Consider the following 17,618-nt stretch of genomic DNA (forward strand, 5'->3'; position numbering starts at 1 on the left):
GGGCAGCAAAGTAAAAATCCAGTCCCCCTAAATCGGTTGCAGGGACTGGACTTTTAGCGAAATTTCCGTATGCAGGCGAGGAAGCGTTCACCGTATTTTTCAAGCTTCTTCTCGCCGACGCCCTTGACGGCCTGCATGGCGTCGAGTGTTTTGGGCATGACCGCGCACATATCGCGCAGCGTCGCGTCGGAGAATACGACGTAAGGCGGGATGTGCTCGTGCGTCGCAATCGTGCGGCGCAGCGCACGGAGCTGGTCAAATAGCTCGGACTCCTCGGCTTCCTTTTGGATTTCCTTGGCAACGGCCTGATAGACTTTTTCCTTGCCGCGCAGGACGTCGTAGGCGCTTTCCTTGAGCCGCAGGACGGGGAACTGGCTCTCCGTCAGCGCGAGGTAATCGGTCGCGACAAAACGTTGGATGAGAAGCTTGATAGCGGCAATGCTTCGCTCTTTCATAAGCCCATACGTCGAGAGCCTGTCCAAATGAAGGGCTTGCACGCGCTTGTCGGATGAGCCTTTTAGGACCTGCGCGACGAGCGTGAGGCCGAAGCGCTCGTGCATGCGATAGATGCACGAGAATACTTTCTGTGCGTCGACCGTGACGTCGATGCGTGCAAAGCCCGCCCGGCAGTTGCCGCAATTTTCGCAGCGTTCGGGTGCGCTTGTATCGCCGAAGTAGTGGATGATGAAGTGGCGCAGGCACTCGGGTGTATGGCAGTAGTCGACCATCTTCTGCAGGCGGCCGAGGCTCTGCGCCTTGCGTTCCGGCTCTTCCGTCGACTGGCTGATGAGGAACTTTTGCGTCATCGTGTCCTGCGGCGCGTAGAGCAGGATGCAAGTCCCCGGCTCGCCATCACGTCCGGCGCGGCCTGCCTCCTGATAGTACGCTTCGATGTTTTTCGGCATATTGTAGTGAATGACGTAGCGCACGTTGCTCTTGTCGATGCCCATGCCGAAGGCATTCGTCGCGACGATGACCGGTACGTTGTCGTAGAGAAAATCATCCTGTGATGCGGCGCGCTCCGTGTCTGAGAGTCCTGCGTGATAGCGGGCGACGGCAAGCTTGCGGCGCTTGAGCAGCGCGTATACGGAGTCGACTTCCTTGCGCGTCGCGGCGTAGATGATGCCCGGCTCGCTCGGATGATGGCGGACGTAGGCGGCCACGAATTTCTTTTTGTCCTCGCCGCGCCGCACCTCGAAGTAAAGATTGGGACGGTCAAATCCCGTGATATGTACGGAAGGCGTATTCAGGTCCAGCAGGCGAATGATATCGTCCTTGACCTCAGGCGTCGCCGTCGCGGTGAAGGCGGCGATGCGCGGACGGTGCGGAAGCGACGCGATGAAAGGCGCAATTCGGCGATAGCTCGGACGGAAGTCATGGCCCCACTGCGAAAGGCAGTGCGCCTCATCGACGGCGACCATCGCGATGGGCTGACGCTCCAATATGTGCTGGAAATAGCTCGTGTCGAGACGCTCGGGCGCGACGTAGACGAGCTTGATTTTTCCGGATGCAATCGCCGCGAGCCGCGCGTCGGCTTCGCTTGCCGCGAGGCTGCTGTTGATGCAAGTCGCGGCGATGCCCTGTGAAAGGAGTGCGTCGACTTGGTCCTTCATGAGCGAGATGAGCGGTGAGATGACAAGGGTGAGCCCAGGAAGGACGAGTGCCGGAATCTGAAAGCAGATTGATTTTCCAGCGCCTGTCGGCATGATGGCAACCGTATCATGCCCTTCAAGAAGACTCCTGACAACGGGTTTTTGCGCAGGGCGAAAATCTTTGTAGCCGAAATGTTCATTGAGCAGGGAAAGGGCATGATCGAAATATGGATTGGACATGGACGGAACCTCTTTTTTGCATTCGGAAAAGAATTTAACCATAAAATAATTTGTCCGTAATGGGAACGCAATACGTTTATTCTATCATACTTTCATGGATTGATACAGACGACAGCTTGCCTTATAATAAAGCAGGAGTTTGGTGCTCTGTGGAGGCTTTTCCACTGAGGTGCGGGCAAAAAGATGCGTCAAGACAGAGGTGCTGAATCTATCGGCACTTCCTTGGACTATCATGGGGGAGAAACATGAAGTACGGAAGGAAAGAAGTTGTGCTGCTCGCGGGAGCGATGTTCTTCGGCAGTTCATCGGCATACGCAGCCGACCTCAGCCTGCAGGCGGCAATCGACATGGCGCTTGCGCAGAATACCGCGCTTAGGATTACCCAAAAAGCGGAAGCCACGGCGGAGGAATCGCTGCGCGAGGCGCGTGGCAGAAATGGCGTCAATGTCTCAGCGTCCGACAGCCTGAGCACGAGCAAAAACAGCGACAGCGAGCGCAGTACGGGCAACTCCATCAGCATCGATGGATCGCTTCCGCTTTACACGGGCGGTGCGAATGAGGCAGCAATACGGAGCGGCGAGATCGGGCTCGATGCCGCGCGCCTTTCGACGGAGCGCGAGCGCGAGAATCTGAAGCTCAGCGTCATCCAAGCCTATTACACGGCGCTCGAAGCCAAAAAGACCATTGGCGTTCGGCAGGAAACCGTCGACAAGTACCAAGAGCATTTGGAAAACGTGCAGCAGCTCTATGCGGCAGGGGCAAAGGCGCGCATCGATGTCATCGACACGAGCGTGCAGCTCAGCAATGCAAGGCAGGATCTCATCAAGAGCGAGAACGCTTACGAGGTCGATCTTGCCAAGCTGCGCAATTACCTCAACCTTGACCGCAGCGAGCCGATTGTTCTGACGACGGACTTTTCGTATGCGGCATTTCCGCAGTCGCTCGACCGTGCGGTCAGCTACGCCTATGGGCATCGCGTCGATCTGATTGCCGATCGGTACAAATACGAGCAGAAGAGCGAAGCGCTGAAAGAAGCGAAGGCGGGATATGCGCCGACGGTAAGCCTTGGAGTCGGCGCGGGGCAGAGCAATTCATTTGAACCGCGCGGGCATTCGAGCCAAGACATCCGCGCGAGTGTTTCGCTGCAGTGGAATATCTTTGACAGCGGCGTGACGCGGGCAAAGGTACAATCGGCGGATAACGACCTCGACGTGGCGCAGCTCACGCTCGAACGCGACCGCGAAAACATCGATTACGCCGTCCGCGAGGCATACTACAATATGCGCGAGGCGGAAAAGCGATTCAACTCGACGGAGGAGGCGGTGAAGCAGGCGGAGGAAAATTACTACATTGCGCGCGAGAAGTATCGTGCGGGCGAGGGGCTCATGCTCGACATCACCGACGCGCAGGAATCGCTCGCGAGGGCGCGCATGAATGCGATCAGCGCACAGTACGACTATGCGCGCTACAAGGCGGCGCTCGAAAATGCGATGGGCATGGAGCTGACGCCATCCGAGCGCGAGGCTGCCGTGCGCATGACGCATGAGACGTGTGAGGCGCAGGAAAAGAAGATTGCGCATGCCAAGATGCGCTGGCAGAAGGAGCAAGCTGCGGCAGGCATAGGAGGATGGGCGAGACAGGAGCCTTTGGAGCCGGCAGCAGGGAAGGCGGCGAAGGATCGAAAAGACCTAGCACGTCATGAGCAAGGGAAGGATGCGGCGCAACAGCAGCTTGATGCACAGGCAGGCAGCCCATCTTCTGAAACGGTCGCACGCGAGCTCGCAGGGGAGGACGGTTCAAAGTGAAAGTTCGGCTAATTCGGCTAAATGGGAAGGCAAAGGCAGCGATTGCCGCCGTCGTCCTCGTCGCCGTCGCTTTTGGCGGATGGCATTACGTCCAGGGAAAACAGGAAGCAAAGAAAGCGGCAGATGTCGAGACGACAAAAGTCGTACGCATGGATCTGAAATCCACCGTCTCCGCGACGGGGACGATCCGCCCCGTCGACAGCGTCGAGGTCAGTTCCAAAATCACGGCACGCCTGAAGAGCGTGCTCGTCAAAGAGAATGATACGGTGACGGCAGGACAGACGATCGCAACGCTTGATGCGAAGGACTACAACTCGAAGCGTGACCAAGCGAGCTACAAAGTCGAGAACGCGAAGGCGAAGTACGACCGTGTGCGTTATCTCTACGAAATCGGCGCGGACACGCAGCAGCAGCTTGAGGATGCAAAACTCGACTATGATACGGCGGTATCGACGCTCACGCAGGCGGAGTCGGACGCGGGTGAGACGAGCATCGTCGCACCGATCGACGGTACCGTAGTCGGCGAGCCGAAGACGGTCGGCACGATGGCCGTTGCGGGCAGCGACAACCCGACTGTCATCATGCGCATTGCAAATCTTTCCTCGAAGCAGATTCTTGCGAAAGTCGATGAGACGGATATCGGCGATATACAGATCGGACAGGAGGCAACGTTCACCGTTGACACCTACAGCGACCGTACATTCACGGCGCGCGTGACGAAGATTTCGCAGACGGATACAGCGAACTCGTGGGATACGAAGACGAGCAGCTCATCGAGCACGTCGGCAAGCGTCATCTACTACTACGTGACACTCGACGTCGACGATCCCGAAAGCCTTTTGAAGCCTGCCATGACGGCGCGCGTCGAAATCCATACAGCGAACCGTCCAGGTGCGCTCGCCGTACCGATCTCGACGCTCAAAACCGATCCCAATGGCTCCTATGTCATCGTAAAGAATGAGGACGGCACGCAGGAGAACCGCTACGTCGAGACAGGCATCTACAGCGACGAGTACGTCGAGATCCTATCGGGACTCGAAGAAGGCGAGGATATCGTCAGCACGTACACGAAGAAGAATACGGCGTCGAATAAACAGCAGCAACGCGGCGGACCGCCGATGTAAGGCGAGAAAAGGCAAAGCGATGGAACAGCAAACAAAAGCGGAACGCCGCCATGCGACAATCCGGCTGACGGGCATACGAAAGCTCTACACGATAGGCGGCGAGACGGTCGCTGCGCTCGACGGCATCACGACGAACATCTACCAAGGCGAGTTCGCTGCGCTCATGGGACCATCCGGCTCTGGAAAGTCGACGCTCATGAATATTCTCGGTTGCCTCGACCGTCCGACGGAAGGCTCGTACAAGCTTGATGGCGAGGAGGTCGCCGGTCTGTCGGATGACAAGCTTGCCGTCACGCGCAACAAGAAGATCGGCTTCGTCTTTCAGAACTTCAATCTGTTGTCGCGCATTTCGGCACTCGAAAACGTCGCGCTTCCGCTCGTCTATGCGGGCATCGGACGCACGGAGCGCACGGAGCGCGCACGCCGTGTCTTGCAGGCGGTCGGTCTCGGCGACCGCGCTGACCACCAACCCAATGAGCTGTCGGGCGGACAGCGCCAGCGCGTCGCGATAGCGCGTGCGCTCATCAATGATCCACACATCATCATGGCGGATGAGCCGACGGGCAATCTCGATACGAAGTCTACAAAGGAAATCATGGAAATTTTCAAAACGCTTCACGCGAAAGGGCGCACGATTATTCTCGTCACGCATGAGCCGGAGATTGCGACCTGCGCGAGCCGACAGCTCCTCGTGCGCGATGGCAAGATAACGAAGGACGCAGGGAAGGGCGTGGTCATGGATGTTGTTTAAGGAATGTTTTTCCATGGCGATCACGGCGCTCTGGGCGAACAAATTGCGCTCACTTCTCACGATGCTCGGCGTCATCATCGGCGTCGGCGCAGTCATTGCGCTCGTCTCCGTCGGCATGGGCGTGCGAAGCGGCATCACGGAGAACTTTGAAAGCCTAGGCGCCAATACCCTCATCGTCATGCCGGGCGCAGCGAATCGAGGCGGCCCGCGCGGTGCAAAGGGCTCGAATCGGACGCTCAAGTATGATGATGCGAAAGCAATCGAGCAGAAGATCAAGAACATCGATTATGTATCTCCGACCGTCACGCATGCATTCCAAGTCGTCAACGGCCATCAGAATTGGAACACGAGCGTCACGGGCGTTACGCCTGAGCTCCTTTCCATCCGTTCCCTCACCGTGGAGAACGGCTCGTTCATCACGCAGGACGACATGAAAAAGCGCACGCGCGTCGCCGTCATCGGCGCGACAGTCGCAGAGAACCTATTCGGTGCGGACAATCCCGTCGGGCACAATATCCGAATCAATAATCAGCCGTTCCGCGTGATCGGGCTTCTCGCTTCAAAAGGGAGTTCGGGATTTGGGCAGGATCAGGACGACATGATCTACATTCCGATCACGACAGCGCAGGAACGCATGATGGGCATTGATTTCGTCCACTCCATCAACATACAGGTATCGTCGACGGATAAGATCGACCAAGTCGAGGACGAGGTCACGACGCTTCTGCGCCAACGCCATCGCCTGACGGGAACGAAGGAAGACGACTTCAACATTCAGAGTACGGCGAGCATCATCGAATCGGTCAACCAGTCGACCTCCATGCTGACCTTGCTCCTAGGGGCGATTGCGAGCATCTCGCTACTCGTCGGCGGCATCGGAATCATGAATATCATGATGGTCTCCGTCACCGAGCGCACGCGTGAGATCGGCATACGCAAGGCTCTCGGCGCGACGTTTCAAAATATCATGATGCAGTTCATGATCGAGTCGATGGTCATCGGCATCGCCGGCGGTCTCATCGGCATCGCTTTCGGTATCGCCGCATCGTTCGCAATCGGGAGCTTCGGCACGGTGAAGACGACGATCACGATGCTTCCCATCATCATTTCGTTCCTCTTCGCCGTCGGCATCGGTCTCTTCTTCGGAATCTATCCCGCACGAAAGGCCGCCAAGCTCGACCCGATTGAGGCACTGCGATACGAATAAAACAGGTTGGCTTATCCGCTTGGTCAAAACCGCCAGCAACCGCATGACATAATCGGTTGCAGGCGGTTTTTCATTCCGATTTCATCGGACAGCACAGTGGTCATAGGATCGGAGGAATTTCGATGAACGTCAACAATATTCACGGCACAAAAAAAACAGCCGGCATCGAGGTCGAGGGCGGAGGCATTGCCTACGGCTACATCCGTGTATCGACTGCCCCTCAGCATGATGATCGGCAGCGCATGGCTATGGAAGAGTTCGGAATCTCGGCGGACTGCCTCTTCGCCGACAAGCAGAGCGGCAAAGACTTTGACCGTCCTGCCTACAACGCGATGATGGCTCGTCTGACAAGCGGTGATACGGTGGTGGTGAAAAGTTTGGATCGGCTTGGGCGCGACTACGAGGAGATGAACCGCCAGCTCGACATCATTACTCGCGAGAAGGATGCCGCCATCATTATCTTGGATATGCCGCTCATCGATACGCGCCGGAAGCAGGGCGACGATCTCACGGGGAAATTTATCTCGAATCTCGTCATCCAGATTTTCTCCTACGTCGCGCACATGGAGCGCAGTATGAACCATCAGCGCACGATGGAGGGATTGGCGGCCGCACGGGCAAGGGGAGTACGGTTCGGCAGGCGGCCTCTCGAAAAGCCGGAAGGCTATGAGGAAATACGTCGGAAGTGGAGGAACGGCGAAATATCAGAGCGCGAGGCCGCGCGGCGCTTGGGCGTATCACGCCCGACATTTCATAAGTGGGCGCATGAGTAGGTGGATGTGATGCTTTAGTGTTTAGAGCATCACATCCGCGATGAAGCGTAGGCGGCAGACAATTCATCGGTTTTCTGCCAAAGCCAGAACCCGTGTCTAGTGGTCACAATAGTATTGTAGTCATTCGCTAAAAAACCTCTTGATTCCTGCTAAAATCTTAAAATTCCACTTGGCAGAAAACCGATGGTATATCTGCCGCCATCAGCTGAGCAAGGGGGAATATAAAAGTGCAGCCGCCGAAGATACTGGACAATAAGCAACAGGGGCGCGTGATTGACGAGCTTCGCCCAGGGCTGCGCCCGGGGGCGAAACTCGCCGTCATCTCTGCTTACTTTACGATTTACGCCTACGAAGCGCTCAAAAAAGAACTTGCCGGTATCAAGGAAATGCGGTTCATCTTCACTACGCCTTCCTACATCAAGCAGAAGAGTGATTTTCAACGAGAGTTCTACATCGCTTCCCGCAGTATGGGAAATCGTCTCTCCGGCAACGATTTCGAGCTGAAGCTCCGCAACAAGCTGACCCAATCTGCCATTGCCAAGGAATGCGCTGAATGGCTTCGGAAGAAGGTGCGCATCAAATCCTACCGGGAAACGAACCCTGCTCAGATGCGCCTCGCCTATGTGGAGAATGAAGACCCCGAGCAGGATATCGCCATTCAGGGCACGGTGGACTTTTCCAGTGACGGGCTGGGGCTGACGCCTTCGCTGCGCAATGATGCCAACACCTGTATGTACGGACGTAGCGCAACACAAGGCTTCCTGCAGCTTTTTGACGGAATCTGGGACAATCCTGCCGCTGTTGAAGATGTGACGGAAAAGGTTCTCTCGGAGATGGAGGTTCTCTACAAGGAAAATACGCCGGAGGCCGTCTACTTCATTACCCTTTACCACATCTTTGAGGCATATCTCGGAGAGCTGACCGAGGAGACGATCATCAAGACCAGGACGGGCATCAAGGAGTCCCTTGTCTGGAACAAGCTCTACAAGTTCCAGCGGGATGGCGTCATGGGCGCCATTGACAAAATTGAAAAGTACGGCGGCTGCATTATCGCTGACAGCGTTGGCCTCGGCAAGACCTTCACGGCGCTCGCCATCATCAAATACTATGAGTTGAGGAATGACCGGGTACTCGTCCTTGCACCAAAGAAGCTCCGGGAAAACTGGACGATTTATACCCAAAACGACAAGCGCAATATCTTCGTCGCCGATCGCTTTAACTACGATGTATTGAATCACACCGACCTTAGCCGCTACAAGGGAATGTCCGGGGCGATCAATCTTTCCACGCTCAACTGGGAAAATTATGATTTCATCGTTATCGATGAGAGTCACAATTTCCGCAACAACATCCCGCACAACGACCGCAAGACTCGATATGAGAGACTCATGGAGGATATTATCAAAGCAGGAGTGCGGACAAAGGTGCTGATGCTCTCCGCTACCCCCGTGAACAATCGAATGAACGACATCAAGAATCAGATTGCCTTCATCACCGAGGGAAGAAACGATGCCTTGAAGAAGGCAGGCATCCCCAGCATAGAATTTACCTTGCGCAAGGCGCAGCTGGTGTTTAATAAATGGTCGGAACTGCCGGAGCAGGAACGCACGACCAAGCGATTTGTGGAAATGATGGATTTGGACTATTTCAAACTGCTGGACACCCTTACCATCGCTCGCTCCCGCAAACACATCGAAAAGTATTACAACATCGCAGAAATCGGCAGATTTCCCACCCGCCTCAAGCCCATCAATGAATGTGCGGAAATCGATACAATGGGCGAATTCCCGCCCATTGGCGTGGTCAACAAAATGATTCGCCGCCTGACCCTGGGACTTTATGCGCCGCTGCGCTATATACGCCCGGAGAAGCGCCGCGCCTATGAAAACCGCTACGATAGGAGCGTAGCGGGGGGGAAGAGCGTATTCAGACAGTCTGACCGCGAAAACCAGTTGGTACAGCTCATGCGCGTGAATCTCCTAAAGCGCATGGAAAGCTCCATTCATTCCTTCGCGTTGACCGTGGAGAAAATCGCGCGGCGCATTGCCGACACGCTGGCGGTCATCGAATGCCACGAGGGGGAATACCATGCCGAGCTGAATATCGAGGAATTGGATTTTGACGAGGAAGGATTGGACACGCAGGATCTCGTTTTTGGCAGCAAGATCAAGGTGCTGCTTCAAGATATGGATCTCATCAAATGGCGTCAAGACTTGGAGCAGGATGCGGAGGAACTTGCCGAAATCCTCAAGAGTGCCAAAGTCATTACACCTCAGCGCGACAACAAGCTTCAGACACTCAAGAACCGCATTGCCCGTAAAGTCGAGAATCCCATCAACCCCGGCAACGGCAAGCTCATCATTTTCACCGCCTTTGCCGATACGGCAGAGTATCTGTACCAAAACATTGCTCCCGCTATGGAAAGCTCCGGGATATACGCCGCTTTGGTAACGGGTGGCTCGGAGAGCAATAAATCCACTCTTCCCATTCCTGCCGCTTTGCGGCGGAGCGTCAGACTTTCCGACCTCAATACGGTGCTGACGCTGTTTTCTCCTGCTTCAAAGGAAGGAAAAAACATCTTCCCCGATATGCAGGAAGAGATCGACATCCTGATTGCGACGGACTGCATCTCGGAAGGTCAGAACCTGCAGGATTGTGACTATCTGATCAACTACGACATCCACTGGAATCCTGTGCGCATCATTCAGCGTTTCGGGCGTATCGACCGCATCGGCTCGAAAAATGAAGTGATACAGCTCGTAAACTTCTGGCCGACGGAAGATTTGGACGCCTATATCGATCTTGCCGAGCGGGTAAAGGGACGCATGGTGCTTTTAGATGTCTCTGCCACGGGAGAAGAAAATATCATCGACGAGCAAAAAAACAAGGAAATGAATGACCTTGCGTATCGCAAGAAACAACTCCAAAAACTCCAAAATGAAGTGGTTGACTTGGAAGATATTTCCGGCGGCATTTCCATCACGGACTTGACTTTCAATGACTTCAAGATCGATCTCATGGAGTACATGAAAGAACACGAGGAAGAACTATCCCATGCACCGAGCGGACTCTACGCCATAGCGAGGATTTCCGACAATCTCCGCGATACGGTGCAGCCCGGTGTGATTTTCGTGCTGCGTCAAATCAAGGGCGCACGGCAGACGAAAGAGCAAAATCCCCTCTTTCCCTATTATCTCGCCTATATCACCGAGGATGGCAAGGTGGAGGCGAATTTTCTGCAAGCGAAACAGGTGCTGGACTATCTGAAGAAATTCTGTTCGGGGCAAAAGACGGTTGCCAAGGATTTGGCAGATGTGTTCAATGCCGAGACTAAGCACGGGCGGCGCATGGAGAAATATTCCGCGCTGCTGACCAAGTCCATCGAGGATCTGATCGGCAAAAAGCAGGAAGTGAGGGTCGCCAGTCTCTTCAGCAAGGGCGGCACAGCGATGCCCCAAAGTTTCGATGACGGCATGGCGGATTTTGAGCTGGTAGATTTTGTGGTGCTGAAATGACGATTTATGAAAAATTGAACTTGAGCGATCATGCCCGCATGGATCGGGTCGTGGCAAAAAAGCAGTTTTATGAGAGCGGGGGACTATCCTCTGCCGATAAGAAAATCTTTGACCATGCGGAGAAAATGTATTGGCGGTATGCGCTCAAAACGGAAAACGCCTTTATTCAACCATTTGCCGATGAGGAACGGGACTATCCCGAAATCGAAGTGATGGAAGTCGTTCTTCGCGAGGAAAAGCAACTGAAGCGGCTTGCTGAAATCATCTTTCGGTCAATTCCTTACCCCATGCTGCTTTTCTTCGTCCTAGGCGACAAGATACAGCTTTGGCTGGGGAAGCTGCGAAAAAATCAAGCGGACAGCAGCCGTATGACCTTGACGGCGATGGAGCAGACAGAATGGCTTGCGGAAGACGATGGTTTTTGGGAAGGCTTGTCCCTTAAGAGAATGCCCTCGACGAATTTTTGCGCCCTGTATGAGGCGTGGTTCGATGCGGTCAGCCGCCGTCATTTGACGGAAGTTGGGATTTCTGCGCAAGGAATATCCGGCGAGGCGGCACGGGAAACGATGAACCAACTTCAAAAGATCGAGCAGGAAATAACGAGTCTTCGCGGTCAGATGAAGAAGGAAAGTCAATTCAACCGCAAGCTGGAAATCAATACGAAACTGCAGAAACTCAAGCGCGAAAAAGCAAATATCATGGAGCAAGGGAGCGGAGAGACATGAAAAAATTAGCGGGAGAATCCCTAAATATCATGGAAGAAAATCTGGCGGCGATGCAGCAGCTTTTTCCCGAAGCCTTCGAGGAAGGCAAGATCGATTTTGACGTCCTGCGCCAACTGCTGGGCGACTATGTGGACGATGAGGAAGAACGCTACAGCTTCCGCTGGAACGGCAAGGGCAAGGCGCTCCGCCTTTCGCAGACACCCTCGACCGGCACTTTGCGTCCGTGCAAGGAGGAGAGCAAGGACTGGAACACGACCGAGAACCTCTATATCGAGGGCGACAACCTCGAAGTCTTGAAGCTCCTGCAAAAAAGCTATCATGGCAAGGTGAAAATGATATATATCGATCCACCCTACAACACGGGAAAAGATTTTGTTTACAAGGACGATTTTCGCGATAATGTTGCAAACTATAAGCGGATTACAGGGCAGGTCGATGACGAGGGAAAGCCTATAGGAACACAAAAGGAAAGTGATGGAAAATTTCATACAAACTGGCTGAATATGATTTATCCTCGATTACGTTTAGCTCGTAATTTGCTTTGCGAGGATGGCGTATTGTTTATTTCTATTGATTACAATGAAAATTTTAATATGCGTTTAGTTGCTAATTCTGTTTTTGGTGAAAACCATTTTATTGGAGAAATTTATTGGGAGTCAAAAACCAAGTCTCAGAATACACAAACATCTTATAATAAATTGCAACCTAAAGAAGAAATGATACTTGTATATTCGAGGCAAGAGAAACGAAGATTCCATCTATTGGAGCGTTCTATAAAGGAATACCCAGAACGAGATGAACGCGGAGCTTTCCGATGCTATCCCATTGAGGTAATGAATGCGACAGGAGTTCGTGGACGAGAAAGTATGATTTTTGAAATTAGCGATGGAGTTTCCACTGTTTGCCCGCCTGCGGGCAAACAGTGGAAACTTGGTCAAGATCAAGTTGCCACTTATAAAGATGCAGGAGATTTATATATAAAAAGAGGAAAAGCTATTATTAAAATGCGACCTGAATATGAACGAACTGAAACCACTGAACCTTTTTGGGGATTTTTCAGTAAAGAAATGGGAACCGCAGAAAGCGCTAAAAAGGAATTAAATGTGCTTGTTTCTCACAATGGATTTGATACAGTAAAACCCGTTGCGATCATAGAGCGTCTTATGTATCATGCAATGGATAATCAAGATATAGTACTCGACTTTTTTTCCGGCTCTGCTACCACCGCTCATGCTGTAATGAACCTCAATGCCGAAGATGGCGGCAATCGTCGCTTTATTCTTGTTCAGCTTCCTGAAACTACACCTGTGGATTCTGAAGCTCGTAAGGCAGGCTATGAAAATATCTGCGAAATCGGCAAGGAGCGCATTCGTCGTGCGGGGGAGAAGATCAAGGCGGAGTGCGAGGATGCAGAGCGGGCGGCATCGCTCGATATTGGCTTCAAGGTGTTCAAGCTCGACAGCTCGAATTTGCAGAAGTGGCAGCCGCAGCCCGAGGATTTGCTCGCATCCTTGCAAGAGAGCATGGACAACTTCCTGCCCGACCGCACGAATCTGGATGTCGTCTATGAGATCGCGCTGAAGCTCGGACTCGACCTCTCATACGAGGTTGAGGAACGCGAGGCAGACGGTCAGACCATCTACGTCATCGGTGCGGGCGCGCTGATGATTTGTCTTGATTCGCAGATTTCCGCGGAGACGGCAGAGGCTCTGCTCAAGCTTCATGAGGAGTACAAGCCTGAGACGTGGCAGGTCGTTTTCCGCGATACGGGATTCCTCTCCGATCAGGAGAAGACGAACATCAAGGAAACGCTCAAGAGTGCGGGGCTTGATGAAGACGCTTTCATTTCGATCTAGGGGGGGACGTAGGATGAAGCTGCAATTCGATCCTTCCCTCACGTATCAGCAGGAGGCCGTTGCCGCCGTCTGCGATGTGTTTGAGGGACAGACGGCGAAGCCGGCGCTTTTTACGGTAGCCGATAATCTGGAAGAGCAATTCGCCGCAGGACAGAACCTCTACAGCACGCAGCAGGGCGTTGGGAATCTTCTGCGTCTTGACCAGGAAGATCTGCTGAAAAATGTGCGTGCCGTTCAAGCGCGGCACGGCCTGCCGCAGTCGGAACGTCTCGGGCAGGAATTGCATTTCGATATCGAGATGGAGACGGGCACGGGCAAGACGTACGTCTATCTGCGCACCTTGTTGGAACTGAACAAGCGATACGGCTTCACGAAGTTCGCCATCGTCGTGCCGAGCAACGCCATCAAAGAGGGCGTGAAGAAGACGCTCGACATCACGAAGGAGCATTTTCGTGAGCTTTACAACAATGTGACGTACGATTATTTCGTCTATGACAGCGACCATATCGAGAAGATTCGCGACTTCGCCGTGAACACGGACATCCAGATCATGGTCATCATCATCGACGCTTTTCAGAAGAAAATGAACCTCATCAATCGCGACAACGACAAGAAGTTCGGCGGGGCGCGTCCCATCGAGCTGCTGCGCGAGACGAATCCCATCGTCGTCATCGACGAGCCGCAGTCGACGATCAGCACGGACAAACAGTTGGAAGCCGTGCGAAGCCTCAATCCGCTTTGCACCCTGCGCTATTCAGCGACGCCCGTGCGCGTGGAGAACAAGCTCTACAAGCTCGACGCCGTCGACAGCTTCAACAAGAAGCTCGTCAAGGGCATCGAGGTCGACAGCTTCGCCGTCCAGGACGCGCATAACGACGCCTATTTCTGCCTGAAGTCAGTGGACAACCGAAAGGCGCCGATCACGGCGAAGATCGAGCTCGACAAGAAGATGAAGAGCGGCGCTGTCCAGCGCAAGACGGTCATGGTGCGTCAAGGCGACGACATCTACGAGAAATCGGGCGGGCGCGGCGTCTATGCAGGCTATATCGTCAACGATATCTATTGCGGTGCAGGCGAGGAGTACGTCGACTTCACCTCGCGCCCCGAGGTGCTGCATCTTCATGAAGTTGTCGGAGAGATTCATGCCGATGCGATCAAGCGCCAGCAGATGCGTGCGACTATCGAGGAGCATCTTGAGAAGGAATTGCTTCTGCAGCCGAAGGGAATCAAGGTTCTGAGCCTGTTCTTCATCGACAAGGTGGCGAATTACCGTGAGTATGATGACGAGGTGGCGCATAAGGGGAAATATGCGCTTTGGTTTGAAGAGATATACCGCGATCTGATTGGAAAGCCGAAGTATAAGGAATTGCGCAAGGCGTTTCATGGCGCAGAGGTGGAAGCCGACCTGGTGCATGACGGCTATTTTTCCGCAGACAAGGGCAGCAAGGAGAAGCCTGGGAAGTGGAAGGACACTAAGGGAAATGCGACGGGAGATGAAAGTACCTACAACCTCATCATGAAAGAGAAGGAAAAGCTCCTGTCCTTCGACTGCAAGGTGCGCTTCATCTTTTCCCATTCGGCGCTCAAGGAAGGCTGGGACAATCCCAATGTCTTTCAGATCTGCACATTGAATGAGACGGCGAGCGTGATAAAGAAGCGGCAGGAGATCGGGCGCGGTCTAAGGCTTTGCGTCAATCAGAAGGGAGAACGCCAATACGATCGGAGCGTGAACATCCTCACGGTCATCGCGAACGAGAGCTATGATGAATTTGCCGCCGCCCTGCAGAGGGAGTATCAGGAGGAGGGCATTCTTTTCGGCGTTTTGGATCTTGCCGATTTTACGGAACTCGTCGTGCCCGATGAAAAGGGCGAGGAAAATGCGCTGGGGCTGGAAAAGGCGAAGAAGATCATCGCTTTTTTCCGTGAGCGCGAATATATTGATGCCATGGGCAAGGTACAGGACAACCTGCGCCGCGATTTGAAGCAGGGGGAGCTGCATCTTCCCGAGGAATTGGAGCCTTGCCGCAAGGAGATCGAAGACCTCTGCCGCCGCGCCTGCGGCAGGCTGCCGATTCAGGACGCGCGGAAGCGCGAGAAGGTCGAGCTGAATAAGGAAGTGTATCTGTCGGAAGATTTCAAAGAACTCTGGGACAAAATCAAGTGGAAGACGCGATACCGCGTGGTTTTCTCCACGGATAAACTGATGGAGGAATGCCGCAAGGAGATGGCGGCGGAGCTCAAGGTTGCTGCTGCGAAAATCGTTCAGACGAGGGCGGAAGTGACGATCGAGGAGGCGGGCGTGCAGACGAGGACGATCCTTGCGGGCAGGGCGAGGGATGCGCATGAGCACGAGGGCGCCTTGCCCGATGTCGTCGCCTATCTGCAGAACGAGACAAACCTCACGCGCCGTACCATCGTGGAACTCCTGACGGGCAGGCGGCGCATGGCGGACGGCACATGGAAGCCCTTCGACAAGTACGGCGATCGCCTCGAAGCTTTCCGCCGCAATCCGCAGCTTTTCATGGAGAAGACGGCGAAGATCGTGCGCAAGGTCATGAAGGGGTTGCTCGTTGCCGGCATCCGCTATGAGCGCCTCGGCGATACAGAGTTTTATCGACAGGAGCTTTTCGCCTCGGAGGAGCTGCAGGGCTATTTGGAAAGCAATATGATGAAGAGCACGAGATCGCCCTACAACTACATCATCTACGACAGCAAGAATGAGCGGAATTTTGCCAAGCATTTTGAAGACGATCGCGATGTGAAATGCTTCGCGAAGCTCCCCGCATGGTTCAAGATTTCGACGCCGCTCGGCGCCTATAATCCCGACTGGGCAATTCTCTTTGATATTGACGGTGAGAAGAAACTGTATTTCGTTGTGGAGACGAAGGGCAATGTGGATGCAGAGCATCTGCGGCCTGTAGAAAAGGAGAAAATCCATTGCGGCAAAGCCCACTTCCGCGCGTTGGGCAAAGAGGCAGCTTTTGCGGCGATTGATGATTACGAGAAATTCAGAACGAATGTATGCATATGAGAAAAATCGTGCGTTTCTGTAAGCTGTAGCCATAAATCATTCTCAGAGCAAATCCTATCAGGAGTTTATTATGTGGGATTTGCTTTGGAAATTTACTCAAAAAATCTCGAAATAAAATGCATTGAAGGGAATAGGAATATGAAGTATAATAATACAATATAATATTTCTCCAAAAATGGATTTATCATCGGAACGTTTTTATGTGTATTATGTGCAAACAGTATACGGCAGCGGAACTCGAACAACTTTTTTTATTGGATGCAGTGGATCCTGCTCTTTTGGCTCAATGCCGTGCGGACTCGCGCAAAGCCGTTGCACGGCTCGTGCGTCGCCATGATCGTGCGCAGGTGGAAAAGAAGCGCGTGCTTGCACTCTACGCTTACGAGCATACGGCATGGGAACGCGGGCATGCATGCGTGGCGGGCGTGGACGAAGCGGGCCGCGGCCCGCTCGCTGGCCCTGTATCCGTCGCGGCCGTGATCCTGCCGCATGATCTTTTCCTGCCAAAGCTCAATGATTCCAAAAAGCTTTCGCCCAAGGTGCGTGAAGCGCTTTTTGCAGAGATTCAAGAAAAGGCGATTGCCGTTTCGTCTGTCCTCGTTGATGCGAAGACGATCGATCGTATCAATATATATCAAGCGACGATAAACGGCATGTACGAGGCGGTTTTTTCCTTGGACGAGGAGCCGCAGGAAGTCCTGATCGATGCGGTAAGGCTTGAAAATCTGCCAATGGATTCCCAGTCGATCATAAAGGGGGATGCGAAATCCGCTTCGATTGCGGCGGCATCCATCATCGCGAAGGTCACGCGTGACCGCTTGATGGATGAATACGATAAGCTTTATCCGGAATACGGCTTTGCCAAGCATAAGGGATATGGAACGGCAGAGCATATTGCAGCACTGAAAAAGTATGGGCCTTGTCCCATTCACCGCGTATCATTTGAGCCTGTGCGCTCAATGGTGCGAGAATCTACATTACACGAAGGAACGTGACTAA

At 53.6% G+C, this 17,618-nt stretch carries 11 protein-coding genes; 10 read left to right on the forward strand and 1 reads right to left on the reverse strand.

Annotated elements, in window-relative coordinates; genetic code table 11:
• Nucleotides 1–53 precede the first annotated feature (53 nt).
• Nucleotides 54–1,832 carry a DNA helicase RecQ gene (gene recQ / locus HMPREF1985_RS00435; RefSeq protein WP_040636569.1) on the reverse strand — a complete coding sequence of 593 codons (1,779 nt, stop codon included), beginning with the start codon at nucleotides 1,830–1,832 and terminating at the stop codon, nucleotides 54–56.
• A gap of 245 nt (nucleotides 1,833–2,077) precedes the next feature.
• Between recQ and HMPREF1985_RS00440 the strand changes: the two genes are divergently transcribed.
• The 10 genes from HMPREF1985_RS00440 to HMPREF1985_RS00485 all read left to right on the forward strand — a co-directional run bounded on the left by HMPREF1985_RS00440 (nucleotide 2,078) and on the right by HMPREF1985_RS00485 (nucleotide 17,614).
• Entirely contained in the window at nucleotides 2,078–3,637 is a 1,560-nt protein-coding gene (locus HMPREF1985_RS00440; RefSeq protein WP_021770432.1) for a TolC family protein, read from the forward strand.
• Between the two features lie 11 nt (nucleotides 3,638–3,648).
• On the forward strand, nucleotides 3,649–4,761 hold the full coding sequence (locus HMPREF1985_RS00445; RefSeq protein ID WP_051349021.1) for an efflux RND transporter periplasmic adaptor subunit: 1,113 nt from the start codon (nucleotides 3,649–3,651) through the stop codon (nucleotides 4,759–4,761).
• Nucleotides 4,762–4,780: 19 nt separating this feature from the next.
• The gene (locus HMPREF1985_RS00450) at nucleotides 4,781–5,512 is read left to right on the forward strand and encodes an ABC transporter ATP-binding protein (protein ID WP_021770434.1); all 732 of its coding nucleotides are present in this window, start codon (nucleotides 4,781–4,783) and stop codon (nucleotides 5,510–5,512) included.
• Complete coding sequence (locus tag HMPREF1985_RS00455; protein WP_021770435.1) at nucleotides 5,502–6,719, forward strand: ABC transporter permease; 1,218 nt, start codon at nucleotides 5,502–5,504, stop codon at nucleotides 6,717–6,719. The genes HMPREF1985_RS00450 and HMPREF1985_RS00455 overlap by 11 nt, the downstream gene beginning before the upstream one ends.
• 122 nt (nucleotides 6,720–6,841) lie before the next feature.
• Complete coding sequence (locus HMPREF1985_RS00460) at nucleotides 6,842–7,492, forward strand: recombinase family protein (RefSeq protein WP_021770436.1); 651 nt, start codon at nucleotides 6,842–6,844, stop codon at nucleotides 7,490–7,492.
• Between the two features lie 227 nt (nucleotides 7,493–7,719).
• Nucleotides 7,720–11,007, forward strand: a complete 3,288-nt coding sequence (locus tag HMPREF1985_RS00465; RefSeq protein WP_021770437.1) for a helicase-related protein — start codon at nucleotides 7,720–7,722, stop codon at nucleotides 11,005–11,007.
• 20 nt (nucleotides 11,008–11,027) lie between these two features.
• Nucleotides 11,028–11,732: a DUF4391 domain-containing protein gene (locus tag HMPREF1985_RS00470; protein WP_196805289.1), complete on the forward strand. Its 705-nt coding sequence runs from the start codon at nucleotides 11,028–11,030 to the stop codon at nucleotides 11,730–11,732.
• Complete coding sequence (locus HMPREF1985_RS00475) at nucleotides 11,729–13,588, forward strand: site-specific DNA-methyltransferase (RefSeq protein WP_021770439.1); 1,860 nt, start codon at nucleotides 11,729–11,731, stop codon at nucleotides 13,586–13,588. The genes HMPREF1985_RS00470 and HMPREF1985_RS00475 overlap by 4 nt, the downstream gene beginning before the upstream one ends.
• Nucleotides 13,589–13,601: 13 nt before the next feature.
• Nucleotides 13,602–16,619: a type III restriction-modification system endonuclease gene (locus HMPREF1985_RS00480; protein WP_021770440.1), complete on the forward strand. Its 3,018-nt coding sequence runs from the start codon at nucleotides 13,602–13,604 to the stop codon at nucleotides 16,617–16,619.
• Between the two features lie 209 nt (nucleotides 16,620–16,828).
• Nucleotides 16,829–17,614: a ribonuclease HII gene (locus HMPREF1985_RS00485; RefSeq protein ID WP_021770442.1), complete on the forward strand. Its 786-nt coding sequence runs from the start codon at nucleotides 16,829–16,831 to the stop codon at nucleotides 17,612–17,614.
• The last annotated feature ends 4 nt before the right edge of the window (nucleotides 17,615–17,618 follow it).

This window comes from Mitsuokella sp. oral taxon 131 str. W9106 (genome assembly GCF_000469545.1).
GTDB lineage: Bacteria > Bacillota > Negativicutes > Selenomonadales > Selenomonadaceae > AWVT01.

Excerpts from the sequence above, each read along its gene's own strand:
- recQ (WP_040636569.1), bottom strand. The coding sequence starts at position 1,832 with ATGTCCAATCCATATTTCGATCATGCCCTTTCCCTGCTCAATGAACAT.
- HMPREF1985_RS00440 (WP_021770432.1), top strand. The coding sequence starts at position 2,078 with ATGAAGTACGGAAGGAAAGAAGTTGTGCTGCTCGCGGGAGCGATGTTC.
- HMPREF1985_RS00450 (WP_021770434.1), top strand. The coding sequence starts at position 4,781 with ATGGAACAGCAAACAAAAGCGGAACGCCGCCATGCGACAATCCGGCTG.
- HMPREF1985_RS00455 (WP_021770435.1), top strand. The coding sequence starts at position 5,502 with ATGTTGTTTAAGGAATGTTTTTCCATGGCGATCACGGCGCTCTGGGCG.
- HMPREF1985_RS00460 (WP_021770436.1), top strand. The coding sequence starts at position 6,842 with ATGAACGTCAACAATATTCACGGCACAAAAAAAACAGCCGGCATCGAG.
- HMPREF1985_RS00475 (WP_021770439.1), top strand. The coding sequence starts at position 11,729 with ATGAAAAAATTAGCGGGAGAATCCCTAAATATCATGGAAGAAAATCTG.
- HMPREF1985_RS00480 (WP_021770440.1), top strand. The coding sequence starts at position 13,602 with ATGAAGCTGCAATTCGATCCTTCCCTCACGTATCAGCAGGAGGCCGTT.
- HMPREF1985_RS00485 (WP_021770442.1), top strand. The coding sequence starts at position 16,829 with ATGTGCAAACAGTATACGGCAGCGGAACTCGAACAACTTTTTTTATTG.